The organism is Polaromonas sp. P2_G11, from assembly GCF_056403595.1.
Genome location: NZ_JBFUFE010000001.1, coordinates 498,102 through 520,860 on the forward strand (window position 1 = coordinate 498,102; position 22,759 = coordinate 520,860).

Genomic DNA, 22,759 nt, shown 5'->3' on the forward strand with positions numbered 1-22,759 from the left:
CTGGCGGTGTGTAGGACAAGGTCGTGAATGCCGCCTGCGGACAGCGTTTCGGCGACAGGCCCTGGCCACGACGGGCGGCTGACTCATATATATATAGCAGGCAGATAGCAGGCCACTCTGGCGTCCTTACACCTCAAACTCGCTGGGGTGAACAGTTTCGAACATCCTGCCGTCCCGGAAGAAAACGACCATCCAGTTACCGAACCGTTGCGTAGGGTGCGCCGGAATGACCTGGTTCAGGGCATGCGCAATGGATTTCTTGACGGATAACCCAATTTCCTGGATTTCTGGGGAAAGTGAGTCCACGCTAATCAACATGAAGGTTCCGCGGTCCTGGACTTCGACCCGCGGAAACGACCAGCGGGCGCCGGTGGCATGCACAAATGCCGTAGTAACCTTCTCTGCCGACTCGGGGGTGAATGCTGGAGCAGTCATATTTGTGTCCTCTTAAAGTGCTGTAACTGAATGTTTCAATCATGGCTGTACCAGCGCCTTTAGTCACCGTTCCCAAAAACGTTTGGGAAGCGGAGAGGAAATAGTTCCAGGAAATAAGTCCGTTTTTTTGGCTCTATTTGCTTGACAGTCACAAAGTGACCAATGACGAACCAAAAGAGGTGGACTTCAGCCCTCTATTTTTGGCAGCACCCTGCCCTCGTGAGTAATTCAATGTGTGGAAGGCAGCCGATGCGCCAGGCGCGCCTGTTGTCCAGGCTGCGAAACCGCATTTATCGACAGTGGCTCATCAACGAGCCAGATGAGCGCCGACTAGCGGTTAAACTATGCGGCTCGGAAGCGTGGCAGAGCGGTTGAATGCAGCAGTCTTGAAAACTGCCGAGGATGCAAGTCCTCCGTGAGTTCGAATCTCACCGCTTCCGCCACTTGTTGGCACTGGCCTTTAGCTGGTCTAAAAGTGTGCTCTCCGGTTCAGCCTCAAGCGCTGCAACCGCAATCCAGTGCTCTGGATTTTCTCCTAATTTGATAGCAAAGTTACCAGCAAGCGTAGGGCTTAGCCGGCCACGCTTCTTTGCTTGAGAGATTGTCGACAGATCCAAATTCAGCTCATCACACCAATGCGCAGCGCGCTTCATCTCAAGTGCTTTGGTGAGTAATTCCATGGTGTTGGTCATAGCTGATCTCCTGGGTTCCAAATATTTTATGACTGGCTGTCAATTTATTTGTTGACAGATTGTCATTCTCTGAACTGTAATTCAAATATTGACATTCGGTCACTATTTTTTACAAGAGCAGCTAGCACCTTTGCCTAGCTACCTTCATGAGGAGGAATCCAGTGGGCTTTCAGGGAGCAGTTGCGAAGTCGGCTAGAAGTTTTGCCGCGTCAGGTATCTGCGGATACCGGACAACCCGATACCCGACATCCTTTAGCCAGGCATCGCGGTCTCCATCCGCCTCTTCCCTGCCTTTGTGGCTGCTGTCGTCGAGTTCGATGACAGCCAGGACATCAAACGACTTGGTGCAAAGCACGAAGTCCGCAACTTTCCGGTTGTACCCGTTGCGCGTTGCCTGTTGCTTGCTTACCAGCAAGGCAGAAAACGCAACTTGCGACAGGACCACATGCTGCGGAAAAGTGGTGCAGAGCCGAAGAAACATACTTTGCTCACGCTCAGTGAGCGGCCGTTTCTTTCGTAAATCCCGACTTCCTGCGGGCTCTGATTCCCCTCGCTTCGCTTTCAAGATGGTGATGACCACCATGATGATGACGAACAGCGCTGCCATCCAGATCAAGCTTTTCATTCAACTCCCTCCTTGTGTTGGAGGTCATTTTGGCTGAAAGCACCCGCTCTAGCCTCCTTCAATCTGGGGGTGATTCAACTGCTCAAACGGTAAACCGCACGACTCTGTATCAACTCGAATACACCGACAGCCTCGGCACGGGGGATGTGGTCATTGAGTCCGGCTACAGCGCCGCAGACGCCGCCGTCTACCTCCGCAGCATCTTGGCCCTCGGCATGTCCCCCGTCACCGTTCGCGTGATCGCATGACGCTCACAGTCATGGACCCCTACACCCACGAGGCCCACGCGGCTCGCTGCGGCCAAGCCGCCCGCGATCGCCAGGTCCTCGTGCAGCACGTCGTCGCCCGCAAGGGAAAGATCGTTTACTGCGCCATCATCCGTGCGCCCTGGACCACACCGAGTGGCAAAGACTGCTGGACCCTAGAGACCCTGTGGCCGGAGCGCACCAGGGTCACCGTACCTTGTGGAAACGTCGCGGTGTGTGGCGGACCCACCTGCAGCTGCGCACCAGCCGACAGCGCTGGAGGGGCCCCGCTTGCGGGGATACCAGCGCTGCCGGATGGCTGCCGCAGCGAGGCTTTCCCCGACCCCGCTTTTAGTCAGGCGGGCGTGGTAGCACCGCCTGACAGTCTCACGCATGAGACTCGGCCTGTTTCCAGCCCAGCGGAATTCTGATGGCCTACGACACCATCAAAATCAAGTCCCCCCCGATCGACCGCACCATCATGCGGCGCATCGAGCAACAGTGCATTCTGCGGTCTGGGTGCGACCTTTCCAGCGGCGAAGTCCTGTACGAACTCTTCAGCGGCCAGCTGCTCGGCTCTTGGGACTCCCGCATTTCCGTGATGCCCAAATACGAGGACTACGTCCTGGACAAGCTTGGCCGCCCTCGCCTGCACGCCTGCGAGCCTTACCTCCTGATCGAAGCCAGCGTGCACAAGGTCATGCTGGGCCACAACGTCTACGGTGGCCCTTCTGACTTCAAGGAAGCGGCACGCTACCTTGTGGCTTTGGTCGAGAAGCTGCTGGAGACAGACATGCCGCCAGCGGACTGCTGGACCGTGCACCGGGTAGATGTGGCACACGTCTACAACCTTAGCAAACCCGCCTGCAAAGAGTTCTTTGACAGCATTCAGCTGCGCAACTTCCCCCGCCGCCAGAAGAAAGCGGCCAAGTACGACATGGCCGTCTACTTCGCCGGCAAAACCACCACCGTCAAGTTCTATCACAAGGGTGACGAATTCAAGCTTCACGACTACTCACGCCTGCGCAGTTTTTTCCGCATCCTCTTCGATCACATCCACGGCACCAACGAGAAAAATCCCGGCCGCGTCGAGCGCAAATTGAAAGCCCTGCAACGCCTGGCCGACAACCGGCTGCGCGTCGAGGTCGAGATTCACAGCGACAAATTCCAGTACGACTTCGGCAAGAACCCCACCGTGGCCGAAGTCACCGATGACTACCTGGAAGGCATTCACGACACAGAGATTGAGCGACTGCTCAGAGAAGGGAAGCAAGCGATGGAAACAGTACGCAGCACCACAGCCGTGATCACACGGCTGCAAAACACCTACGGCGACACGCGCGGCGGCCAGCTCTACGGCTTCTGGTCCGCGCTCTGCACGCTCAACGAGAACGTGGTCCGGGCCAAGTACAGCCGCGCCACCTTCTTTCGCAATCGCAAGTTGCTGGAAGACGCCGGCGTGAGCTGGCGCGCTTCCAACATCGTCGTCACAGCCAACGACTCCCTCATTCACGATTTCACGCCGCAACGCGTGGACCGGCGGTTTTGTTTTTCTCCGGCTCGGAACCGCCCCGAATACCACGTCAGCCGGGATTTGATGCGGCTTGCCGCGTAAGGAGTATTTGATGTCAGCACAACCGAACAACATCCAGCCCATGCAAGGCAAGCGCTTCATGGAAGTCACCATCAAAGGCAAGATCGAAGCCGCCCGCCGCCATGAGAAAAAACACTACACCCGCCTGATCACCCCAGCGGCCGACGCCTACACCCGCCCCCAGGTGGTCGAAGTGCGCAGCAACCAGCGCCTGGGCCAGCAGGGTGACGAAATCACGGTGGACTGCAAGCTCGGCGGCTACACCCGCAAGGCGTTCCGTTCGACCGACAAGGACACCGGCGAGATCTCCATGGTCACACCGGTGGACATGACACTCGACGCCAACGACTGAGACGTTTCGCATGCGAAACCCCATCCGCACCCACAACCGTTTCAGCGCGGCGTGGGTCTATATCCACCAGGCGCTCATCACCTGCATCGAGGTCCTGCGCCTCGGTGTGCGTGATGCCCGCGCCACCCTGCGCCACCGGGCGCGCTGAAAGGAAACGCCATGGCGCAATTCAGCTGCAGCGCCTGCGGCTACGCAGGCCACTATGTGGAGTTCAAGGTCGAGCCCGAAGCCGACCCCGACGACGCTGAGCTGGAATGCCCCGAATGCGGCTCCGAGAAAGTTTCGGAGGACTGAAATGCGGTTTCTGATCTGCACCCAAGACATCGACCCGTGTCCCCCGGCCAACGTCTCGTCTCTCAGCCTGGCCGAGACGCTGGACCCCGCCCTCCTGGGCATCACCCCCCAGGCTGTTCTTAAAACCTACACAGGAGGATTTGCCGCCGTGCTGGCCATGTGGCTCATCGGCTACGGCATTGGAATCGCGACCGGCTTGATCCGCAAGGTTTGACTCCAGCCGGGAGGCTGCCAGCGTTGTGAAACGTCGTGGCCTCTCGGGTGTAGTTCCGGATGTTCCGGAAAGCACCATTTGAAAAAGGAATTCAAATGAAGCTCTTCAACGTCGCCAAAAAATACGGCAGCACCGCTGTCGGCAAAGCCGCCGCCGCAGGCACCAGCCTGATGCTGCTGGCCAACCGCGCCATGGCCCAGACCGCCGACCCCAGCGTGCTGGACCAATTCCTCGACGCCATCGGCCTGGGCACGGTCACCGGCAAGGTCGTGGCCATTGGTCTCCTGATCGTCGGCATCGCGCTGGCCTTCAAAGGCCCGGACATCGCCAAGCGCGTGATCCGCAAGGTCTAAGGGGGTTGCCATGCTCACCGGTGCCCTCATCGCCCTGTTCTGGGCCATCATCGCCCTGATCGGTGCTCTGAGCGGCATCGGTTTGTGTCTCGCACTCGGGAGGGGCCGCTAAATGATTAGCCAACGCCTCCTCAGTGGTTTATTTCTGCTGCTGATGTGCCTGGGCACAGCCCACGCCCAGACCGGCACTTACGACATCTTCCGCACCACTGGCGGCACGGTGGTCTTCACCGGCCCCGGTCCCGTCACCACCATTCCCCCGGCCAGCGCCGGCCAGATCATCTGGGACAACGCCGTCAAAACCGACGGCGGCCTGCCCAAGGTCGAAGGCGGCACCACTGCCAAAAATCCCTCCGGCAACCCGGTAGCCGTCAAAGGCTTCGGCCGCATCCCCGCCGCCAAGGTCGCCGTCGCCCTCGGCAACCTGTTCGGCCGCGTCGCCGGTCCCATCGTCGTCGCCTCAGCGCTCTGGAACTTCTGCAAGGAACTGGACTTCGGCTGCAACCGCGCCGGCAATTCCGGCACCATCACCATCACGAAATTCGACCCGAACGTCTGTACGGTGGCGCCGTGCTACCAGTACAACACCTCGGTGCTTGCGACCTTCTACCCGAGCAAGTCGCAGGCTTGCACGGCCAGCGCCGAAAGCCGCAGCAACGTCCGGTTTCTGTACAAGGGCACCGTGAGCGGCAATGTCTGCCATGCCGAGGCGACGGAGCGAAGTGATGGGTCTTATGCCGGCTATGCGGACTGGCCCATCGGCCAGGTCTCCGCACCACCTGTGACTGACAACCCCGGCACCCCCTCCAGCCTGCAGGAGCTGCAGGACGCCATTGCCTCCAAAAGCGGCTGGCCCACCAGCTCCACCATCGGCCCCCTGCTGGAGCAGGCCATTGCCCAATCCCCCAAAGCCATCGAGATCGGACCGATCTCCCTGAGCGGCCCCGCCAGCACCCCTGGCACCCAGAAGGTCACCAACCTGCCCAACGGCAACGTGAAGACGGAAACCGTGACCCATAACCACACCTACGAAGGCAACAAGATCACGACCACCAACGTGACCAACATCACCAACTACAACCCGGTCACCAACATCACCGAAACGGAAACTAGCACCGAAACCACCCCGGAGAAAGACCCGGAGGAGCCCCCGGTGGACACGGCATTGCCCGAGGTGCCCAAGCTCTACGAACGCAAATACCCCGAGGGCCTGGTCGGCGTCTGGCGGGAACAAAAGGCGGCTCTCACGGCCACCCCCGTCGCCAACCTGATGGGCAAGCTCATGCCCAGCGTGGGCACGGGCGGCAGCTGCCCGGCCTGGAACCTGGACTTCGGCTTTGCCGTCTGGGCGGACTTCGGAGTCCGGGATGTGGCGCCGCCTTGTTATGTCTGGGACTGGGGCCGTCTGATCATCCTGGTCAGCGCCTTGCTGCTGGCCCGGGCTTTGATCTTTGGAGGTTGAGCATGAGTGCGGCCTTCTCGATGCTGTTTGCCAAGATCACGGCGGTCCTGCAGTGGTTTGCGGCGCTCAATGTCGCCATCTTCGTGGCGCTCTGGGCCATGGGTCAGGATGTCTTTGCCTGGCTGTTTGAGCAGGTGCTCAAGGTGTCCATCTCGGCCATTGGCGAGATCGACACCAGTGCGGTGGATGGCTACGCCAGTCAGGTAGGGCCGCTGCCCGGCGAAATCCTCAACATCCTGGGCCTGCTCGGGGTGGGAACGGCCATCAGCATCATCACGGCGGCGATTGTGATTCGCCTGGTACTGCAGCTGATTCCTTTCGTCAGGCTCGGATCATGAGGGGCGCATCATGATCAATGGCCTGGAAGGCATCCCGGGCTCGGGCAAGAGCTATGAAGCTGTTGTCTATCACGTGTTGCCGGCGCTGCAGCGCGGGCGACTGGTCATCACGAACCTGCCGCTGCTGGTGGAAATGTTCGCCGCGGTGAACCCGGACTATCGAAACCTGATCCAGCTGCGCACCCGGACCCAGCCGATTCGCGGCACCTGGGACGCGGAAGCGGTGGACGACCAGGGCAATGGAGAAGCCTTCAAACTCTTTGAAGACGGCCACTCAGAAAAGCCCGATCCCTCGGTGTCGGTGTTCGGCGGAGTCTGGGAGTACTACAGCGAGTGGAAGCATCCCCAGACAGGGCAAGGTCCGCTCTTCATCATTGACGAGTGTCATGTGGCCATGCCCAGCATTGGCACGGATCCGCAGGTGGTGGAGTGGTACAAGCTGCACCGGCACTTCAATGCCGATGTGTTGCTGGGCACCCAGTCGTTCCGGGACATGAACCAGCCGATTGCCAGGCTGATGGCGATCCTGATCAAGGTCCGCAAGGCGGACATCCTGGGCAAGGCGGATCACTACATCCGCAAGACGCATGGCGGTTACCGGGGTGGGGTGGTCTCGACGGAAGAACGCAAGTACAAGCCGGAGTTCTTCAAGTTCTACAAAAGCCACACGCAGGGCAACAGCGTGGCCGAGGCGGGGGCGCAGGATGTGGCGCCGTTCATTGTGAAGTTCAACCGGTTGAAGTGGGGAGTACTGGCGCTGTCAGCGGTCGCTATCGTCTGGGCCTTCTGGCCGGAGGCGGAGAAGCCTAAGTCAACCGTCAAACGGACGACGACGGTCCAGGCGGCGCCCTCAGTCGTGAAAGCGGTGGCGCAGCCGGTGCAGGCGGTGACGGAGGTGATTGGCAAGCATGCGACGGACCAGCCGACAGGGACCAACGAGATGCCGGAGCCTTATGGGCTCAAGGGCTTGCATGTGGTGGGACGGATGACGATGCAGGGCAGGACCGTCTACGTGATCACCGTGAGTCAGAACGGGATGCCGGTGACGACGGTGACCAGTCTGGAACTGGAAGAGGTGGGCTACAAGTGGAAGGCTCTGACGGACTGTGCGGCTTCGATCCAGTGGAAGGACAAGGTGCGGGCGCTAACCTGCGACAGTCCGCAGATCACGATGGGGTTGCAGAGGACGGCTACCACGGCCAATCAAGTTTCGACTCGATAACGAGGGCGGAGGGGGCTTCGTTATGGTTTCGCATGCGAAATCATCCTCTAATTGCGGGATGTATTCCTGCCATGAAATAGTAGAGTGCTCGAGTAAATACCGCACGTCAAACCGGGGAGTGATCGTTATGACAACGTGGGATCTTCAGGAGACGAGAAAAACTGTGGAACGCATTTATGGGCGGGATCAGCTTCAGCTCATAGCTCCGTGTTTACGTTCGGTGGCTGACCGACAAGGGTATGCGTATGTTCACTATCAAGATTTCCGAAAACTATTAGAAGACTATCTAAAGTCGAACGCTGAACATTTGCCAGAGACATTTCTATATTGGACGAGTCTCGACGGGGGTCAGGAAGAGTTCGACGAGTTTATTTTGCGGGTTGGTGCTCAAGTCACCGCTTGTGTTCAAAGCTTACATTCAATACCTGACATATTGGCGCATGTCATTTACTTTGCCATTGGACTCAATCTAGACAACAGCATTGACGCTCATAAAGTCAACGTCGGCTCTGTTTCTCAGAAGCTTCAGCTTATACCTGGTGCAGTTGAGCTTCGGCGAATATTGAACTCCTTTAAGGATGGGGGAGCTCATCTATCGGCACTTGCCAATCGAGCCAAGCACAGAAGCGTTGTATTGCCATCCTTCAGCGAGGATTGGACGGGGCAGCGTGCGGAGCGTCACACGATCCTGATACAGCGCTTTGAGCACGATGGGGTAGCGTATCCAGAGGTTATGGCAAAGAGTTTTTTGCAGAACGAATTCGACCGAACTACCAAGCTGTTTGTTCAGGCCGGAATACAGCTCAATATGCTTCTTTGCGATCGGCTTAACAAGATCCAAACCGATCCAGGGGCTCCTTCCGCGTTGTTATGAGGCGTCGCGTTTCATCGAAAAGGTGAGTGGCACTTCGATGATTGGTTCCATGACATCCACTTTGCTAGTGAGATAGTGGGGGAGCCATGAATACCGTTTAGTCGTTTTGATGGCCGGGTTATTGCTGGATTGCGCGTCGGCTCTGTACTCGCGCAATGTCCCCGGCTCCACCAATTAGGGGTGTTCATGCCCCTTGCCAGCGGCTAGACTGCCGATATGAAACTCGTGGCATTTCTGATTTTGACATTCCCATTCGCGGCTTCGGCAGACACGATTTATCACTGCAAGGCCTTTGCCGGCGGTACGTTTTGGAGCAACAAGCATTGCAATACACAGAACGCACATGTTGACCGCATCGCGAACGTGCCAGCCGGTATGCCTTGGGAGCAGCAGGTTCAGATTGCGGAGGCGCAGCGTGGGGCAGCAAATGCGCAGGCTACCCAAGATGTGACACAGAGCGATAAGGCGACTAGATGTGCTGCTTTGAAACTTGAACGTGACAAGATTTGGAGTCGATACTCCAACTGGCAGTACCAGGCACCTGAAGTTGTCGGACCGGATCGGCAGAGGACGCTCGCAATTCAATCAGAGCAGCAGCGGCTTGGTTGCCCTCAACAATAGTAGGTGGCTATGAAAAATAAATCCACTTGCCGCTATCCGCACTGTAATGAGATTTGGCACCTTGGTGGCTTGTGTAGTAAGCACTACGAGGAGGGTCGAGCTAAAGAAGAGTTGCGGGGTGAAGCTGTCCGTTCACTGCACTGGGGCGTTATCGATGGTGTGCGCCCATCAAATGAGGTCGCGCGAAGTGAATTGGTGAAAATTCAACGCTGGTGGAATGAGGTTTGCAATGCATTGAATTTCGGGCACAAGCATTCGGTGCTGCGAGACGAGGTTGAATTTGCGAAGGAATGGTGCATTGCCCTCGCAGAGCAAATCGTCAATATCGAACGGGCGTTCAGAGCTGGAACTCTTCGTGAGACGGATGACATGTTCGTTGCTACACAATTATGGGTGTGGGAACGATTTGAAAATTTAGAAAAGGGGCTAAAGAGTAATGGCGCGATTCGACAGAAAATCCGGTGACATTTCGCATGCGAAACATCAACACAGGGGGTTTTCTGAAAACTGCGATGAAATAGGCGTCAGCCAGAAACTCGCGGCCTCAGCCGGCTCCATAACACGGTATTCGGTGTTCCTCCACAAATCCATTGCCACTTCTTCAAGCATCGCTTGATCGATGGTAGTCCAGCGCTCATGAAGTCTTTCCGCACACTTGACAATCCACTGGGTTGGTAAAAGCGGTTCCATGGAGGAAATTTTAGCATTCATGCTGTATGCATGTACAGTATTGGCAACTTTTCCCCCGGCGCTCCAGAAAAACGCGGAAAATCTATCCGCCTATCATTTTGATAGGTTTCCTGTACACTCATAAATAATCAATGTCTTCCTCGCCGCTGTCAGACGCTCAGATTGCTGCTGAGGTTAAGTCCCTGACGATCGCTAATAGGATTGCCTGGACGATGCACGTTAGTCAGCGCATGGTGGAGAGGTCTTTGAGTAAGGCCGACATTAAGGATTGTTTGAAGCAGGGCTACTTTACTGAGCGACCAACCATCGCCAATAAACCAGGTGATTTGCAATATCGTTTTCGGATGGAAGCCACCGTTGACGGCGTACGCATAGCGGTGGGAGCCGCTTTAATTCCGTCCACAAGAGTAGTTGTTATTACAGTTTTTGATCCGACCAAACCATAGCCAATGATCTCTTATCCTCATTTCGCGTTTCCGAATTTGTTTTTAGTGGATGGATATTCACTAGAGCAGACGGAATACGGTGAAGTTGTTTCTTATGAAGACGAAGGCGCTCTAGAGGCTTGCGTTGGGCGACTTCGCGTTCGAGCCCCTCGAAGGCTCAATGGTCCTGAATTACGATTTCTACGAAGAACTCTTGGACTAACCCAGGATGATTTCGGTGCCTTAATTGATCGAAACGAACAAACCGTCGCGAGGATGGAGAAATCAGATGCACCAATAGACCGCTCTGTTGATTTGGTTGTTCGTTCTAGGTATCTTGGGCAATACGAACCGTGTACGCAAGTCGGGGAAATTCTTTCTATCGTTGATGGCGTTGCCAAGACTCCCTCTGAGAGAGTTTTGTTGTCCCATGCCAATGGGGTTTGGACATATCGTCATGATGTACCAAGTTTCCAAGTGGTTTTCTCTGACTCGTACGCTCTTGCTAATGAGAGCGCCATAAAGGAGAGCCTTGAACAGGGGTTTCTTACGCAAAGGACACTTACTGTAAGTATGACTTTGCAAGATACGTCCCCTATCAACGAGCCAATGTACGTCGACAGGATCGCTGTAACCAAGCAACTTACGAAACACAGCTATGGCACGAAATAAAAGCCAAACAGTGAGTGCTGCTTATATTGTGGGGATCATTAAAGAGGCGCGAGTCATAGAGGAACGCCTCACCGTCCAGGATCCCTCAGAGGTGCGGTTAAGTGGAATGAGCAGGCAAATCCGAACACAGACGACCTCAACCTTTGAACTGGGCGTGGCTGAAGACCTGCCGGTAAAGGCATTTCAGGTTAGTCTCAGTTTCTCGGCGATCTTGTCGTTAGATGGGACCTCGGAGTTTTCGTCCTATGCCTGCAAATTTGTTGCGACGTTTGGTATAGAGGAAAGAGGGGGCTTTGAGGATTGGGGAAACATCCCTCCCTCCGCAGTCACTCCATATTTTGCGATTACTCACTTCTTAGCGAGGCAACGAGCTGAAGAGCGATTCTTATCTGCAGGATTCCGAGGTGTCGTTTTACCTCCTTTGGATATAAGCAAGGGCTTGTCGATGCAGAATACGGACCAACCTGGCCGCTCCTCGGAAACTCGCTGAATTGCGTTCAGCGCTCAGGTGAGTTATGTAGGAGCATTGGAGGCCTCAAACCAGAATGACGAGCGGGCTGGTCATGAAGGTCCGACCCTCTTCGTGATTCGAGGGTCTCAATGATCAAACCTCCCCATGCATTAGTGCATGCACTTCATCGGCCAGGTTGATCAGCGTCAGCTTGAGGCTGGCGCTGCCCAGAATAAACGCCGCCGTCTTCCAGTCGTCCGCGTCGAAGTTCTCATCAATCAGCTTGTGCAGGCCGCGCAGCTTGAGCGTGTCCGTAGCTTTCGAAAGCGCCTTGCCGGCCGCGTGTTCTTGTTTGTAGTGGCCCACGATCTCCGCCTGCTGCGCCTTGGTCAAACCTTGTATCAGTTCAGCGATCGGTGCGTGTCCGGCTTCGGCCAGCAGGTCGTTCAAGTCCCGCTCGGCATCCCATGCATTCCACTTCGGCGGCTCCGGCTCCTGGATTTCACCGTCTAGCGCCAGGTTCCCTTGCTTCCCGGCCTTCTTGTCCGCCTTCTTCTGCGCAACCTCCGCAGCCAGTTCCTCCTTGAGCGTCGCCAGCAACGCCCGCGCTTCCTCCCGACCCGCCTTGCCGGCCTCGATCCGGTCCACCAGCTGGGTGCCCCGCGGATACCACTTGCCGGTTTTCTCGATCTGGTTCATGACCAGGACCAGCTCCAGATCCTCCGTCGTTTCACTCTCCAGGAACTGCCGGGTGTTCCAGCCCAGGTTTTGCACCGACGCTGCCAGGTGCTTGGACACCCAGGACTTGGACTTCTTCACCAGCTGGCAAATCTCCGTCAGCGTCTTGCCCTGATCCGCCAGGCTGCGCAAACCCGCTGCCAGCTCCAGCAGCGACAAATCCTCCCGCTGCACGTTTTCCACCAGCTGCAGGGTCGCCGCCCGCAGGTCGTCCGCCTCCCCAATCAGCGCAGGCACATGGCTAAACTCCGCCAGGTGCGCCGCCCGGCAACGACGCTCCCCCGCAATCAGCACAAACCGCTCTCCCCAGGGCCGCAGCAACACCGGCTGCAGCATGCCCTGGGCTTTCAGCGATTCGGCCAGCTCCAGCAAATCGTCCTCAGCCAGGCCGGATACCGTGCGCACCTGCGGCTGAAAGTCGATCATGTTCAGGGACACAAACTCCAGGGCCGGTTTCGCATGCGAAACGCCTGCATCAGCCACGGAAACGGTTTCGGTAATCACAGCAGTCATGGGAATCTCCAAAAGGAAGTTGATGAACGAGGGAAGTTAAAAAAACATCCTCTCGCTCGGGCTTCCTCGTTCCCCCGAGTAGGGGGCGGAGGGGGGTGCTGGTCGATCAACAAGAAAAAACCGGGATGACCCGGTTGCCGCTGTATTAAAAATCCCCCCACAAGTGCCCCTCACACCGGGACGGGGTCTTGTGGGGGGATTCAGCGGCGACCGGGGCAGCGCGGTTTTTTCACAGGGGCAGGCCTGGCGCCCGCAGCCGACGTGACACAAAGCGCAGCGACTGGCACCCAAGGGTGCAGCCGGGCCGGTTACGGGGAGCGATGGTCAAACACAATGGAATCGGCTGTTTAAGCTGTACTCGTCCATATTGAGGAGGCGATCACCGCGCTGCCCGGCTAGAATCGATTTGCGGGGTTTGGTCCTTTTACTATCGACCTGAACAAAACTCAAAATGGGCGAAAAGTCTTTTAATAATAAGCACTTGGTTGGGTTTTTAGCGACCAGGTTATACCGCAGGCGCGATGTTATACCGCAGACCTTGCGGTATACATTACGTTAGGTTGCAGAATGCTCGCTCGTGCACTCCGTCTGCTTCTGGTCGTTCTCGGCGTTGCTGGTACCAATACGGCAATGGCATGCTCGTGCGCATCAGGTGCGGACTACGAGGGGCAGTTTCTTGCCGATATCTTCGCTCGGGCGGAGATCATCGTTCATGCACGGATTGTCGAACTCGACAGTCCCTATGAAGCGCGCATCGAAATTGCCGAATCGTTCAAAGGCCGTCCCGTCAAGCTCGTGGCGAATAGCGCCCCGAGCAACATCTGCGGAACGAGATTCCAGTTGGGTGAAGAGGCTGTCTTCTTTGTGTACCACGGTCTCGTTAGCTACTGCGGGCGCCTACCGGTTACCTCGGAGCTCCTGCAGCGTCTGCGCGCATATGGAAAATAGCGCGCTGCAACCTAACAAGCTAGTCGACACGGACGCCTTGCGGCGTACGGTCGCTGCGCTCCCTCCTGGCGCAAGTCGCCGGTCACACGCACGTTAGAGCGCACTGGTGTCCGAGTCACTATCAATCGCCGCGGCAATCGCATACGTCCCGATCAAGATGCTGGCCTACGCGTTTGTCGCACGCCTCGGAATCGAGACCTTTCAGCCATCGGTGTCGAAGGCGTGGTGGCGCTCCATTGCTGTAGCCGTTGCGCGTGGGTTGATTGGCGTTGCGATGGCGGTTCCCTTGCTATGGGCAGGCGAGTGGCTCCAGAGCCAGCACTGGGAAAGTCAACCCGCATTTGTCTTGGTTGCCTACCTGGCCTTCTATCTCCCCTTGCGCTGGGTGGCTTGGTCGCTGGTCGCGCCCCTCGTCAACCCCAAAGCTCGAAGTCTGCGTGCGGTTGCCCTCTGCGCAAGTGGCCTCGATGCCCTGTGGCGAGGAGTTGGCGTCTTTGCATCATGCATGATTGACCTCATACTAGTACTGGTTACCGGCACGGTTCCAATCGGGAAATTCTTTTGTTAAAGAGCGAGCGCTTTAACATGTCAATCGACACGGACCCACAACAGCAGGAGGCGGCTCCGCCGCTCATGTTGGTGGTCCGGTCATTTCTACGTTAGGCACCTCATATGAAACACTACGTCGCAACACTCCTTCTAGCCACGAGCTGCGCAATCTGCCTGGCGCAGTCCGAAGTACCGCTTGAGGAGTCGCGGGGCGCAGCGCAAGCTCTCGGATATGCGAGCGTTTCCCAGGCGCTTGAGTCCCTCAAGGCGAAGCCTGGTGTCAGCATCAACATCACCAAACCCGACGGCTGGGTCATCATCAACGAGCCCAACCCGGCATTTGCCGTGTGGTCGTTCACTCCAGAAGGTCACTATGCGCATCCGGCCGTCGTGCGCCGCATCATCCAGCAGCGGCCAAACGGAGAGGTCTACGTTGAAATGGCCGCTCTTTGCCAGGCCACGAAAGAGCCATGCGACAAGCTCATTCGAGAGTTTCAACAACTCAACGAACGCATGCGCGAGCAAGTACGTGCTCGTATGCAGCAAGGCAAGGCGCAGCAGTGAATACACCGGTGCCTAACCCTTCCATCGAGCGGACGTCTTCCAGCAAGCTTCGCTTGCTTCCAGCCGCCGCTCATGTCAAACGTTAGGCCTCACAGCATGCTCGCCATACCTGCCAACGCAATACAAGCATCGCTGTTGGAGTTCATGCAGGAGTTCTGGGGCATAGATCACCCCAACGCTCTTGACTTAGCAGGGCGTCCGCTGAAAGTCAAAGCTGATGAAGTTTTGGCCGAGATTCGGAGGTCGGCAATAACAATCCACCCTCTCTACCACGTCCTGCTATACGTACTCCGCGATATTGCAGATCACTGTGCAGCCATCGATGCTGTAGGGAAGAGCCGCGCTGCGCTGCTGCATGTACGTCACATTGAAGAGTTGTATACGGTTTCAAAGTACCTTCTGGCAACGCCAGGGCGGTACGAGGAGTTCGCATGGCGATGGGAAAACTTCCACACTCTTCATGCAATCCGGAACCGGATTCTGAACCTCAAACAACCTCTCGATCCGCTGATGACAACATGGCTCGAAGCCAACATCGAGACGATGCAAAAGTTGTTCAGCAAAAAATTCGATCTCGACCCAACCAAATGCACAGATCAGTGGGAAAAGCTTTCAAACTGGCTTCACAAGATACCGCTGAGCGAAATATTTGAAAAGGCAGGGCGCCTAGCCTCGTACACCTCTACGGCTTATGACTGGAACAGTCAGGCAGTGCATTTGTCTCCGCTTGGCGATAGATATATGGGCTACCAACTCGATCACCAGGACTATGGCGACTTCGCACTCGACAGCGCATGTACACACCTGCACAAGATGTGTCACGAGTGTTCCAGCATAGTCACTGATCAGGCTGGCCTCCGAAAGTATTACCTGAGGCAGGTGCTGTTAGAGACGTATGAAATGCTATGCAATCGCCCGGCCCAGTACCTGGAATTAGCGAACAAGCTTGATGGATACAAGGCCCTAACGCAGTTGCTCCTTCAGAAGCCATTCGACTTCAACGCTGTCATGAATGCTTCACTAAGCCCACCCCCGAAGGATCCACTCATTCTCGACTTTCCCAGTGGAGGCCCGTCATGACTCAATGCACCAGTCCTGCAGCGTCAGGAGTGTGGCTTAACCCTTCCATCGAGAGGACGTCACAAGGGCTACGCCCTTGCGTCGCCCCTCATGGCAAACGTTATACGGCGGCAAGATGATCATCTATCGCGTGAAGGTCAAGACCTCCGAAACTGGTGGCATGTTCATGGATGGCACGAGATCGCTCGCTCTCGCTATTAGCGAGGCGGAGCAAATTCAGGCCGAAAATCCTCAGTACAAGGTTTCGGTCGAGGCGGAAGAATGGCCTACGCTAACGAACATGAAATACCGCTGGCACCAACTGACGGGAGGCGCCGAAGGGTTTGGAGTTCAGTTTCAGAAAAAGTCTGGTCACAAACACGCCGCAGTCACACCAGTATGGCCGAAGCTGTAGTCGCAACGTGTGGACCGTCGACGTATAACTGGTCGGCCCAGAGGCAATGTCCTTCGGCATTGCCGGGCGTCCAACATAATACGAGCGCATGATCGCCTCTTTCCCCAGTCGCACACGGCTCTTCGAGATGGGGGCCATTACAGTTTATCTTTCCGGCTGGATACTGGGCGGTAGAAATTTCTGGTTGGCACTTTTTGCATTCGCTCTTGCCGGAGGCTTGTTTATTGCGGCCTTCATGCGTAGCGAAAATGAGAAAAAGGGAGTGCTAAGTGCTGCTTTGGTCTCCGCAGCGTTTGTCATTCCAGCTTTGGTTGTCCTGTGGCAGTCTAAGGCCGATCTCCTCGAGATCGAGCGGTTCCGTGCGTACCTTGCGGACCATCGTTGTGAGTATGCTGGAGAAACGGTCGTGGGTGTGTCGCGAGGCGGGTGTAAATTTGAAAATTGTGCCGGGCCTGAGCCCATCGAGGACCAGCAATTTCTTTGCGCGACTACCGGAAAATACATAACACTCACTGGCTTTAAGGAGGGGAACTATGGGCAGTAGACAGCGGAGAACGTATAACTGGTCGGCCAACACGGACGCCTCACGGCCTCCTGTCGCGAGGCGCCGGTTACACGCACGTTAGGCCGCAGAAGATGCCACGCGCCACCGTCCATCTCGAATCGAATCTAGCGCTGCACCACTTCTCCGACGATCTTGTCTGGAGCTGCCGGCACCATGCTCGCATTGCTGAAACAGCGCAGATTCCTTATGAGGTATACGTGTCGAATATGGCCTGCGTCTTCAGCGCAGCATCGTTTCTTGAGGCACGCCTCAACGAACTCACAGCGCAGTGCACCGGACCTCTTGCAAAGCCACGTAGGCTTACCCCAGAACTTTGGCAAACCATGCATGACATGCGGAAGTCGCTTTCGCATGTTCAAAAGTGGGACCTAATCGCATCTGCCGCCGGCGGCACGGTCTGGCGCAGTGACAAAGATCCGTTTCAGAGTTACGACCTCCTCGTCTCTTTCAGAAACGAGATGGTTCACTACAAGGGTGAGTTCGGTGACGGCATTGATCCACCGATAAAGAAGATTCGCAGCCTGCAGAAGCGCCTGAAGGTTCCAGTGGAAGCCCTTCATAAAGAAGCTCCAAGAACAAGCTGGTTCGCATCACTTCTCTACAGCCCGCGTCTCGGGCGATGGACAAGCGAACTGGTTGACGACTTCGACATGCGATTCGATCACTTGCTTGCCGGAGAGCCGTTCTCAGATGAGAAAAGAAGTCTTTACGAGCTTCGCGCACTTGGCACAAACCCCTTTCGCGATGCTGCGGCCTAACCCTTCCATTGAGAGGACGTCCCAAGGGCTATGCCCTTGTGCCGCCTCTCATGTCGAACGTTGGGCGCTCAGAGTTGCCTAGATTGCCTAACGCAAACTCGAGTGCCCTGGTTTAACGACTCTATAAATTGACCGCTTCACACTCGAAGGATGGGCGTTGAAAATCGCGGCGAGCGAATCCATCGTGTAGCGGTTCGATTGCCACAGTCGCACCAGTTCTTTTTCGTCGTCCTCCGAAATTGAGCGAGGCCGCCCGCATTTGATACCTCGCATCATGGCAGCCGTTTGGCCTGCAATAGATCGCTCTCGAATGATGCCGCGCTCAAACTCCGCGAAAGCTCCCAGCATGTGGGTCATCATCCGGCCAGCTGAAGTGCTGGTGTCCACCGGCTCGGTGAGACTTTGAAACGCCGCCCCCGCCTTCTGAATTCGATCAAGTATGGACAGCAGGTCAATTAGCGAGCGAGCCAAACGGTCTATTTTGTAGACTTTAACCATGTCGCCGTCCTTCAGTGATTCCAGCAGCGTCATGAGCTGCGGTCGACTCCCTACTGAGCTGCGCTTTTCCTGGTAAATCTTTTCAACTCCTGACCGCTGCAGCGCATCCAGCTGCAGCGTGGTGTCCTGCTCGGTCGTTGAGACCCGAGCGTATCCGTATATCAAACCAACCCCCTCACTCTTCGATTAGCTACGTTTTTTATAGCAACTCTAGCGAAGGAATGGATTTCTTGCTGGGCACTCCCTGTTAGAACTAACAGGCTACTAAGTGCTTTGACGTAAAAAAACCGGCTGGGGCCGGTCAAAAAAGTGTTGTTCGAAAGCCACCGCTTCCGCCACTTGTTGGCACTGGCTTTTAGCTGGTCTAAAAGTGTGCTCTCCGGTTCAGCCTCAAGCGCTGCAACCGCAATCCAGTGCTCTGGATTTTCTCCTAATTTGATAGCAGGATTTCGAGCAAGCGCGAGGGATGGACGATGAGGGTTAACAATTCCATCGAGAGCGGATCGCCTTCGGCGCTCGCTCACGTCAAACATTAGCCGCCATGCTAGTGAGTGTCAGGCTACAGTACACAGAGGCCGTTATTCGAGATGCGGCGCTTGCAAGCTGGCATCGTGCGTTTGGCCTTCGCTTTGTCGTGGCTCTGCTACTCGTCGCGACAAGCCTTGCTTATCTAGTGTGGCATGGAGACCGTTCCTGGTTCGTTGGAGTCATGGGCACCCTGCTAATCCTCTGCGCAACTTTCGCAGTAGGCTTCTACCTGGTATCCCTGCGAAGCTCTCTCCGCAAGTTCCGGAAAATGCATTCTCCGGAGGCTAGTTTGCAAGGTGACGCCTCGGGTTTCAGCGTTTCATCCGAACTGGGCGCTTTTACCCTTCCTTGGTCCGCCGTCAGACAGGTACGGCGTTATCCCGATTTCTGGCTCTTAGTCCTTTCACGCACCAGTCAAGTCACCATTCCGCTTGCCGGCGTTGCACCCGATGCGCAATCATTCCTATTGCAGAAAATTGAGGGCGCTGGCGGGAGTGTGAATGGTTAACTTCACGGTATGCCGCACAGTAGCACTGTCCCTACCCAAGGTGCAGTCGGGCCGGGCTGCGGCAGCGATGATCAAACATAACGGAATGGGCTGTTTGGGCTGCGCTCGTCCTTATTGAGGAGGCGGTTGCCAGACTGTCCACCTAAAATTGGTTTGCGAGGTTTGCTCCCTTTTTATCGACCTGAATGAAACTCAAAATGGGCAATAAGTCTTTTAATAACAAGCACTTGGCTGAGTTTTCGGCGGCTAGGTTATACCGCAGGGGCGATGTTATACCGCAGACCTTGCGGTATACATTACGTTAGAGCGTGAAGTAGTGCTGTTTCAATGACCGTTGTTTGGAATTCCGTAGCACTGCTTCAAACCAAAAATACAAACTCAGCATCCGGTTCGACATGACACCAGACAATCAATTGAAACTGGCCCGACGCATGCTGGCTAGGCCCCCCGCAAGCTGTAGCTGGGATGACATGCTCAATCATGAAGACGACCTGATCTGGCACACCCAGTCGAGGCAACCGCATGTTGGGGAGCTTCGTTGTTGCGTCGACTCCATCGGGCTGACCTTAGCCTTCCTCGCATTGCCCCCCGCCGGATGGCAACAGCTTGAGGACGAGTTCGGCAAGGCAGCGGTGGCGTTTCGCTTCATGATCCTGCCGGGCGACATTCATGTCTTTATCAAATCCTCGACTGCAGCTCACCCGGTCCGTCAATATGACGATGGACCAGTAGTTCCTCCGGCGCCTCCGGCCGATCCGTTCGAGTCCGTGATGAAGCTCATAGATGCTGCTGTGACAAAGGTGGCGGCTTCTGTTGATAGCGAGACGCGGGTGCGTCCGTTGATGAACAAGAGAGGTGTGCTTCAGCTGTTGGTCATAACCAGCACCATCGTGACTCGCGATCAATTGCATCAGCTTCCAGCGTTCCGCAAGGCGCTGGAGCGCCTGCGCGCCCAGCTGCGTACCGAGAAAATCAATTTGCACAGTGTGTCGATCGAAGCGCAGGAGGTCATCGATCGGGTCAATCACTTGATTACAGCGGAGGACATACTAAAAAAGGGGGAGGCGCCGCATTTGCGCTTCACTCAAGGACCATGGGATGCCATTCACCAGCTGTGGCCATTTGGCAAACGCTGATTCCTGGTCCGGGACTTGCACTCGCGCCATTTCCTGGCTGGCGCGGCCTTGTTCTCGCAGAAGTCCGACGCATACTCGGCCAGAATGCGGTCTAACCATTCGGTCAAGCGGACAGCCCCCCGTGGCACCGGGTTCTGCCGCTTACCTCCAACGTTAAACATCATTCATGCGCGAGAGGTTTCCTTTCACGCACCTGTCCGGATACTGGCTTCGGTCTACCTATGGGATCGCCTATAGATCGGGTTCGGAGGCCATAGTGGCCTCTAACGGAACCTTGAATGTCCGGGCTTAATGACTCGATTATTTAGAAACCTGCGAATCACCAAGCAGACCAACGTTACAGCACCCAGCAGCACGCTAGCTTGAACAAGTGGCCAAAAACCATTGACGTCATAACGCACGCCTCTGTTCACAAAATCTGCGTCGGAATAAATTGCTGCCGCACCAAGTAAAGTAGCGAAGCCCATCATCCACAAGAATTCAATCGACGTTTTCACAAATTCGTCTTTTGTCGATTCGAATACTGAAAATACAAGATGGGCTGCGGTCAAGAGAACCGGCAAGCTCAAGGCCAAATACAGTGACAGGGGATATGAATCTTCTCGGTATATGCGAAACATAACGAGGCAGAGTCCCCAGCTAATCCACCTAATGTTAAAAAGATTACTGATATTCATCTAATTCCCCCAGGCCAGAGCGGCCATTAAAACTGCTCGATCAGTTCGCTCATCGCGACCATGCTGACGGTTAAGCCGCCAAAAGCGAATAGCCTGAGTGCCGCGATGAAGCCGTCTTTGCGCCAGGCGGAGATCGGCCAGTACATTTGCAAAATGCAGAGCACGAGCGCGACGATGAGCAGGTATAGCTTTGTCATCGCGGCATCGTAGCAATAAAAAGCCCCCTCAGGACCTCTCCTTGTTTCGCTTGCGAGGCGGCCCTCTGCTCGGAGCCTTAAAGGCTCAAGGGTCTGCATGTGGTTGGGCGGATGACGATGCAGGCAGAACCGTGTATGTGATCACGGTGAGTCAGACCAGGATGCCGGTGAAGACTGTCGCCAGTCTGGAGCTGTAGGAGGTTGGCTATAAGTGAAAAGCTCTCAAGGATTGCGCGGCGTCAGTGCAATGGAAAGAGAAAGTTAGAGCGCTGACGTGTGACAGCCTGCAGATCACGATGGCATTGCAGAACACTGCAACGTCGAACCAGCCGCGAGCACTGTAAAAAGTATCCCCTGGGGTTTGTTTTCGTTTCGCATGCGAAACCAATGACCTTAAACTCCATCCAACAAAACGGGAGGAATTTATGAGAACCTGGATTCGAACTCTTGGTGTGATTCTGTTGGCAATTTTCACGAACACATACACCAATGCGGAAAATTTTTACGGGCCCAACGAGTTAAACGAAATCGTTACCAAGGCTTATAAGGCAGATGATTTTGTTGCGCTTGATAAGTTGGCTACCAAGCTTCGTACAGAAAGAAGTCGAACCCCCAGTGGAGTTTGGAATCTCACCGTTTTCTATGGCAACCTAGGCTACGCTATTGTTGGGGAAAAGGAAAAGAACTCGGAGGCGCAATGGGCGGCCATAGAAAGCAAACTGAATCGTTGGGTCGCAGCTTTTCCTCAATCGGCTATGGCGCCAATAGCACTGGCTACCGCACAGAAGCAGCATGCCTGGGCTCTTCGCGGTTCTGGCTATGCAAGTACCGTCACCCCTGAAGGCTGGAATGGCTTCGCGAGCTACATGGCGATTGCTCGCAACACCCTCGATGTGAACAAAAAAATCAGCAGTGATGATCCGCAGTGGTATATCGTGATGCTGGATGTGGCGCTTGCGCAGAACTGGACAAGAGACCAACATTGGGCGTTGTACGAAGAAGCAGTGTCGAAAGAGCCTCTTCATTACCAGACATATTTTGTGGCGGCAGAGCGTTTTCTCCCAATGTGGGGAGGGAGCATGCGGCAAATCCAGGATTTTGCTGCGGATGCCGTGAGACGAACGACCTCAACAGAAGGCCAGGGAATGTATGCACGTATCTATTGGGTCGCAGCAGGCCGCATGGGAGGGGAAGCTTTCTTTGCAGAGTCGCATCGGAGCGCAGTTTGGTCGCAGATGAAAGCCGGCTTTGAAGACGTGCTCAAAAAATACCCAGCCGATTGGAATAGGAATGCGTACGCGAAATTCGCATGCCAAGCCGGTGATGTGGATACGTTTATAGCCATGACCCGCAGCTTTAATGGCACGCCCATGAAAGACGCATGGCCCGGCGACTACTTCCAGAAATGCAAAGAATACGCCGGAAAGCTGCGACCAAATAGCCTACTTTGAGTCTTTCCCAGCGTTTCCGGCACATTAAGTCGCATCAGCCAGCATGTATCTCGACAGAGTACTCGCCCCCAGCTTCCAATGACTATTTCATCTCTT

31 protein-coding genes and 1 tRNA gene are annotated in these 22,759 nt (G+C 55.7%); 25 read left to right on the top strand and 7 right to left on the bottom strand.

The annotated features are described in order from the left end of the window. Positions 1 to 126: 126 nt before the first annotated feature. Positions 127 to 435 (bottom strand): hypothetical protein, encoded by a 309-nt coding sequence (locus AC1DWQ_RS02445; protein WP_477668215.1) that lies wholly within the window; start codon positions 433 to 435, stop codon positions 127 to 129. A gap of 353 nt (positions 436 to 788) precedes the next feature. Between AC1DWQ_RS02445 and AC1DWQ_RS02450 the strand changes: the two genes are divergently transcribed. Then, positions 789 to 878, top strand: a tRNA-Ser gene (locus AC1DWQ_RS02450). On the opposite strand, the gene AC1DWQ_RS02455 is transcribed toward AC1DWQ_RS02450, so the two are convergent. Together AC1DWQ_RS02455 and AC1DWQ_RS02460 are read right to left on the bottom strand one after the other, a co-directional pair. Next, a complete protein-coding gene (locus AC1DWQ_RS02455; RefSeq protein ID WP_477668216.1) occupies positions 864 to 1,127 on the bottom strand; it encodes a hypothetical protein in 264 nt (87 codons plus the stop codon). The genes AC1DWQ_RS02450 and AC1DWQ_RS02455 overlap by 15 nt on opposite strands. A gap of 169 nt (positions 1,128 to 1,296) precedes the next feature. Further along, entirely contained in the window at positions 1,297 to 1,752 is a 456-nt protein-coding gene (locus tag AC1DWQ_RS02460) for a DUF2726 domain-containing protein (RefSeq protein ID WP_477668217.1), read from the bottom strand. 675 nt (positions 1,753 to 2,427) lie between these two features. On the opposite strand from AC1DWQ_RS02460, the gene AC1DWQ_RS02465 reads away from it, so the two are divergent. The 12 genes from AC1DWQ_RS02465 to AC1DWQ_RS02520 all read left to right on the top strand — a co-directional run bounded on the left by AC1DWQ_RS02465 (position 2,428) and on the right by AC1DWQ_RS02520 (position 9,786). Further along, the gene (locus AC1DWQ_RS02465; protein WP_477668218.1) at positions 2,428 to 3,612 is read left to right on the top strand and encodes a phage/plasmid replication protein, II/X family; all 1,185 of its coding nucleotides are present in this window, start codon (positions 2,428 to 2,430) and stop codon (positions 3,610 to 3,612) included. 10 nt (positions 3,613 to 3,622) lie between these two features. Continuing rightward, positions 3,623 to 3,943: a single-stranded DNA-binding protein gene (locus AC1DWQ_RS02470; RefSeq protein ID WP_477668219.1), complete on the top strand. Its 321-nt coding sequence runs from the start codon at positions 3,623 to 3,625 to the stop codon at positions 3,941 to 3,943. 10 nt (positions 3,944 to 3,953) lie between these two features. Next, positions 3,954 to 4,091 carry a hypothetical protein gene (locus AC1DWQ_RS02475; protein ID WP_477668220.1) on the top strand — a complete coding sequence of 46 codons (138 nt, stop codon included), beginning with the start codon at positions 3,954 to 3,956 and terminating at the stop codon, positions 4,089 to 4,091. A gap of 11 nt (positions 4,092 to 4,102) precedes the next feature. Continuing rightward, entirely contained in the window at positions 4,103 to 4,237 is a 135-nt protein-coding gene (locus AC1DWQ_RS02480) for a hypothetical protein (RefSeq protein ID WP_477668221.1), read from the top strand. A gap of 1 nt (position 4,238) precedes the next feature. Continuing rightward, positions 4,239 to 4,451, top strand: coding sequence for a hypothetical protein (locus AC1DWQ_RS02485; RefSeq protein WP_477668222.1), 213 nt, complete (start codon positions 4,239 to 4,241; stop codon positions 4,449 to 4,451). 95 nt (positions 4,452 to 4,546) lie between these two features. Then, complete coding sequence (locus tag AC1DWQ_RS02490) at positions 4,547 to 4,804, top strand: hypothetical protein (RefSeq protein WP_477668223.1); 258 nt, start codon at positions 4,547 to 4,549, stop codon at positions 4,802 to 4,804. Positions 4,805 to 4,916: 112 nt separating this feature from the next. Further along, positions 4,917 to 6,266, top strand: coding sequence for a hypothetical protein (locus tag AC1DWQ_RS02495; protein ID WP_477668224.1), 1,350 nt, complete (start codon positions 4,917 to 4,919; stop codon positions 6,264 to 6,266). A 2-nt stretch (positions 6,267 to 6,268) separates the two neighbouring features. After that, a complete protein-coding gene (locus AC1DWQ_RS02500) occupies positions 6,269 to 6,604 on the top strand; it encodes a DUF2523 family protein (protein WP_477668225.1) in 336 nt (111 codons plus the stop codon). Positions 6,605 to 6,614: 10 nt separating this feature from the next. Then, positions 6,615 to 7,826, top strand: coding sequence for a zonular occludens toxin domain-containing protein (locus AC1DWQ_RS02505; protein WP_477668226.1), 1,212 nt, complete (start codon positions 6,615 to 6,617; stop codon positions 7,824 to 7,826). A 127-nt stretch (positions 7,827 to 7,953) separates the two neighbouring features. Then, on the top strand, positions 7,954 to 8,700 hold the full coding sequence (locus AC1DWQ_RS02510; RefSeq protein ID WP_477668227.1) for a hypothetical protein: 747 nt from the start codon (positions 7,954 to 7,956) through the stop codon (positions 8,698 to 8,700). 216 nt (positions 8,701 to 8,916) lie between these two features. Continuing rightward, positions 8,917 to 9,321, top strand: coding sequence for a hypothetical protein (locus tag AC1DWQ_RS02515; RefSeq protein ID WP_477668228.1), 405 nt, complete (start codon positions 8,917 to 8,919; stop codon positions 9,319 to 9,321). 9 nt (positions 9,322 to 9,330) lie between these two features. After that, positions 9,331 to 9,786, top strand: a complete 456-nt coding sequence (locus AC1DWQ_RS02520; protein ID WP_477668229.1) for a hypothetical protein — start codon at positions 9,331 to 9,333, stop codon at positions 9,784 to 9,786. An 18-nt stretch (positions 9,787 to 9,804) separates the two neighbouring features. Here AC1DWQ_RS02520 and AC1DWQ_RS02525 read toward each other — a convergent pair whose 3' ends face one another. Then, positions 9,805 to 10,032 carry a hypothetical protein gene (locus AC1DWQ_RS02525; RefSeq protein ID WP_477668230.1) on the bottom strand — a complete coding sequence of 76 codons (228 nt, stop codon included), beginning with the start codon at positions 10,030 to 10,032 and terminating at the stop codon, positions 9,805 to 9,807. Positions 10,033 to 10,142: 110 nt separating this feature from the next. Between AC1DWQ_RS02525 and AC1DWQ_RS02530 the strand changes: the two genes are divergently transcribed. Both AC1DWQ_RS02530 and AC1DWQ_RS02535 read left to right on the top strand, forming a co-directional pair. After that, complete coding sequence (locus tag AC1DWQ_RS02530) at positions 10,143 to 10,457, top strand: DUF4258 domain-containing protein (protein ID WP_477668231.1); 315 nt, start codon at positions 10,143 to 10,145, stop codon at positions 10,455 to 10,457. A 637-nt stretch (positions 10,458 to 11,094) separates the two neighbouring features. Then, the gene (locus AC1DWQ_RS02535) at positions 11,095 to 11,598 is read left to right on the top strand and encodes a hypothetical protein (RefSeq protein WP_477668232.1); all 504 of its coding nucleotides are present in this window, start codon (positions 11,095 to 11,097) and stop codon (positions 11,596 to 11,598) included. A 114-nt stretch (positions 11,599 to 11,712) separates the two neighbouring features. Here the strand turns inward: AC1DWQ_RS02535 and AC1DWQ_RS02540 are convergent, their stop codons facing one another. Then, entirely contained in the window at positions 11,713 to 12,810 is a 1,098-nt protein-coding gene (locus AC1DWQ_RS02540; protein WP_477668233.1) for a ParB/RepB/Spo0J family partition protein, read from the bottom strand. A gap of 567 nt (positions 12,811 to 13,377) precedes the next feature. On the opposite strand from AC1DWQ_RS02540, the gene AC1DWQ_RS02545 reads away from it, so the two are divergent. The 7 genes from AC1DWQ_RS02545 (at position 13,378) to AC1DWQ_RS02575 (ending at position 17,668) form a co-directional block, all read left to right on the top strand. Beyond that, positions 13,378 to 13,758: a hypothetical protein gene (locus AC1DWQ_RS02545; RefSeq protein ID WP_477668234.1), complete on the top strand. Its 381-nt coding sequence runs from the start codon at positions 13,378 to 13,380 to the stop codon at positions 13,756 to 13,758. A gap of 106 nt (positions 13,759 to 13,864) precedes the next feature. Next, positions 13,865 to 14,326: a hypothetical protein gene (locus AC1DWQ_RS02550; protein ID WP_477668235.1), complete on the top strand. Its 462-nt coding sequence runs from the start codon at positions 13,865 to 13,867 to the stop codon at positions 14,324 to 14,326. Between the two features lie 104 nt (positions 14,327 to 14,430). Then, complete coding sequence (locus tag AC1DWQ_RS02555) at positions 14,431 to 14,871, top strand: hypothetical protein (protein ID WP_477668236.1); 441 nt, start codon at positions 14,431 to 14,433, stop codon at positions 14,869 to 14,871. A gap of 96 nt (positions 14,872 to 14,967) precedes the next feature. Beyond that, positions 14,968 to 15,951 (top strand): hypothetical protein, encoded by a 984-nt coding sequence (locus AC1DWQ_RS02560; protein WP_477668237.1) that lies wholly within the window; start codon positions 14,968 to 14,970, stop codon positions 15,949 to 15,951. Positions 15,952 to 16,066: 115 nt separating this feature from the next. Then, the gene (locus AC1DWQ_RS02565) at positions 16,067 to 16,345 is read left to right on the top strand and encodes a hypothetical protein (RefSeq protein ID WP_477668238.1); all 279 of its coding nucleotides are present in this window, start codon (positions 16,067 to 16,069) and stop codon (positions 16,343 to 16,345) included. 88 nt (positions 16,346 to 16,433) lie between these two features. Next, positions 16,434 to 16,889, top strand: coding sequence for a hypothetical protein (locus AC1DWQ_RS02570; protein WP_477668239.1), 456 nt, complete (start codon positions 16,434 to 16,436; stop codon positions 16,887 to 16,889). Between the two features lie 92 nt (positions 16,890 to 16,981). Further along, entirely contained in the window at positions 16,982 to 17,668 is a 687-nt protein-coding gene (locus tag AC1DWQ_RS02575) for a hypothetical protein (protein WP_477668240.1), read from the top strand. Between the two features lie 87 nt (positions 17,669 to 17,755). Here AC1DWQ_RS02575 and AC1DWQ_RS02580 read toward each other — a convergent pair whose 3' ends face one another. Next, complete coding sequence (locus AC1DWQ_RS02580; protein ID WP_477668241.1) at positions 17,756 to 18,331, bottom strand: recombinase family protein; 576 nt, start codon at positions 18,329 to 18,331, stop codon at positions 17,756 to 17,758. Positions 18,332 to 18,962: 631 nt separating this feature from the next. Here AC1DWQ_RS02580 and AC1DWQ_RS02585 point away from each other — a divergent pair. Next, positions 18,963 to 19,202 (top strand): YcxB family protein, encoded by a 240-nt coding sequence (locus tag AC1DWQ_RS02585; RefSeq protein WP_477668914.1) that lies wholly within the window; start codon positions 18,963 to 18,965, stop codon positions 19,200 to 19,202. Between the two features lie 395 nt (positions 19,203 to 19,597). Continuing rightward, positions 19,598 to 20,338, top strand: a complete 741-nt coding sequence (locus AC1DWQ_RS02590) for a hypothetical protein (RefSeq protein ID WP_477668242.1) — start codon at positions 19,598 to 19,600, stop codon at positions 20,336 to 20,338. A gap of 703 nt (positions 20,339 to 21,041) precedes the next feature. On the opposite strand, the gene AC1DWQ_RS02595 is transcribed toward AC1DWQ_RS02590, so the two are convergent. Beyond that, the gene (locus AC1DWQ_RS02595) at positions 21,042 to 21,311 is read right to left on the bottom strand and encodes a hypothetical protein (protein ID WP_477668243.1); all 270 of its coding nucleotides are present in this window, start codon (positions 21,309 to 21,311) and stop codon (positions 21,042 to 21,044) included. A gap of 326 nt (positions 21,312 to 21,637) precedes the next feature. Between AC1DWQ_RS02595 and AC1DWQ_RS02600 the strand changes: the two genes are divergently transcribed. After that, positions 21,638 to 22,663, top strand: coding sequence for a hypothetical protein (locus AC1DWQ_RS02600; RefSeq protein WP_477668244.1), 1,026 nt, complete (start codon positions 21,638 to 21,640; stop codon positions 22,661 to 22,663). Positions 22,664 to 22,759 lie beyond the last annotated feature (96 nt).

Excerpts from the sequence above, each read along its gene's own strand:
- AC1DWQ_RS02445 (WP_477668215.1), bottom strand. The coding sequence starts at position 435 with ATGACTGCTCCAGCATTCACCCCCGAGTCGGCAGAGAAGGTTACTACG.
- AC1DWQ_RS02455 (WP_477668216.1), bottom strand. The coding sequence starts at position 1,127 with ATGACCAACACCATGGAATTACTCACCAAAGCACTTGAGATGAAGCGC.
- AC1DWQ_RS02460 (WP_477668217.1), bottom strand. The coding sequence starts at position 1,752 with ATGAAAAGCTTGATCTGGATGGCAGCGCTGTTCGTCATCATCATGGTG.
- AC1DWQ_RS02465 (WP_477668218.1), top strand. The coding sequence starts at position 2,428 with ATGGCCTACGACACCATCAAAATCAAGTCCCCCCCGATCGACCGCACC.
- AC1DWQ_RS02470 (WP_477668219.1), top strand. The coding sequence starts at position 3,623 with ATGTCAGCACAACCGAACAACATCCAGCCCATGCAAGGCAAGCGCTTC.
- AC1DWQ_RS02475 (WP_477668220.1), top strand. The coding sequence starts at position 3,954 with ATGCGAAACCCCATCCGCACCCACAACCGTTTCAGCGCGGCGTGGGTC.
- AC1DWQ_RS02480 (WP_477668221.1), top strand. The coding sequence starts at position 4,103 with ATGGCGCAATTCAGCTGCAGCGCCTGCGGCTACGCAGGCCACTATGTG.
- AC1DWQ_RS02485 (WP_477668222.1), top strand. The coding sequence starts at position 4,239 with ATGCGGTTTCTGATCTGCACCCAAGACATCGACCCGTGTCCCCCGGCC.
- AC1DWQ_RS02490 (WP_477668223.1), top strand. The coding sequence starts at position 4,547 with ATGAAGCTCTTCAACGTCGCCAAAAAATACGGCAGCACCGCTGTCGGC.
- AC1DWQ_RS02495 (WP_477668224.1), top strand. The coding sequence starts at position 4,917 with ATGATTAGCCAACGCCTCCTCAGTGGTTTATTTCTGCTGCTGATGTGC.
- AC1DWQ_RS02500 (WP_477668225.1), top strand. The coding sequence starts at position 6,269 with ATGAGTGCGGCCTTCTCGATGCTGTTTGCCAAGATCACGGCGGTCCTG.
- AC1DWQ_RS02505 (WP_477668226.1), top strand. The coding sequence starts at position 6,615 with ATGATCAATGGCCTGGAAGGCATCCCGGGCTCGGGCAAGAGCTATGAA.
- AC1DWQ_RS02510 (WP_477668227.1), top strand. The coding sequence starts at position 7,954 with ATGACAACGTGGGATCTTCAGGAGACGAGAAAAACTGTGGAACGCATT.
- AC1DWQ_RS02515 (WP_477668228.1), top strand. The coding sequence starts at position 8,917 with ATGAAACTCGTGGCATTTCTGATTTTGACATTCCCATTCGCGGCTTCG.
- AC1DWQ_RS02520 (WP_477668229.1), top strand. The coding sequence starts at position 9,331 with ATGAAAAATAAATCCACTTGCCGCTATCCGCACTGTAATGAGATTTGG.
- AC1DWQ_RS02525 (WP_477668230.1), bottom strand. The coding sequence starts at position 10,032 with ATGAATGCTAAAATTTCCTCCATGGAACCGCTTTTACCAACCCAGTGG.
- AC1DWQ_RS02530 (WP_477668231.1), top strand. The coding sequence starts at position 10,143 with ATGTCTTCCTCGCCGCTGTCAGACGCTCAGATTGCTGCTGAGGTTAAG.
- AC1DWQ_RS02535 (WP_477668232.1), top strand. The coding sequence starts at position 11,095 with ATGGCACGAAATAAAAGCCAAACAGTGAGTGCTGCTTATATTGTGGGG.
- AC1DWQ_RS02540 (WP_477668233.1), bottom strand. The coding sequence starts at position 12,810 with ATGACTGCTGTGATTACCGAAACCGTTTCCGTGGCTGATGCAGGCGTT.
- AC1DWQ_RS02545 (WP_477668234.1), top strand. The coding sequence starts at position 13,378 with ATGCTCGCTCGTGCACTCCGTCTGCTTCTGGTCGTTCTCGGCGTTGCT.
- AC1DWQ_RS02555 (WP_477668236.1), top strand. The coding sequence starts at position 14,431 with ATGAAACACTACGTCGCAACACTCCTTCTAGCCACGAGCTGCGCAATC.
- AC1DWQ_RS02560 (WP_477668237.1), top strand. The coding sequence starts at position 14,968 with ATGCTCGCCATACCTGCCAACGCAATACAAGCATCGCTGTTGGAGTTC.
- AC1DWQ_RS02565 (WP_477668238.1), top strand. The coding sequence starts at position 16,067 with ATGATCATCTATCGCGTGAAGGTCAAGACCTCCGAAACTGGTGGCATG.
- AC1DWQ_RS02570 (WP_477668239.1), top strand. The coding sequence starts at position 16,434 with ATGATCGCCTCTTTCCCCAGTCGCACACGGCTCTTCGAGATGGGGGCC.
- AC1DWQ_RS02575 (WP_477668240.1), top strand. The coding sequence starts at position 16,982 with ATGCCACGCGCCACCGTCCATCTCGAATCGAATCTAGCGCTGCACCAC.
- AC1DWQ_RS02585 (WP_477668914.1), top strand. The coding sequence starts at position 18,963 with ATGCATTCTCCGGAGGCTAGTTTGCAAGGTGACGCCTCGGGTTTCAGC.
- AC1DWQ_RS02590 (WP_477668242.1), top strand. The coding sequence starts at position 19,598 with ATGACACCAGACAATCAATTGAAACTGGCCCGACGCATGCTGGCTAGG.
- AC1DWQ_RS02595 (WP_477668243.1), bottom strand. The coding sequence starts at position 21,311 with ATGCAGACCCTTGAGCCTTTAAGGCTCCGAGCAGAGGGCCGCCTCGCA.
- AC1DWQ_RS02600 (WP_477668244.1), top strand. The coding sequence starts at position 21,638 with ATGAGAACCTGGATTCGAACTCTTGGTGTGATTCTGTTGGCAATTTTC.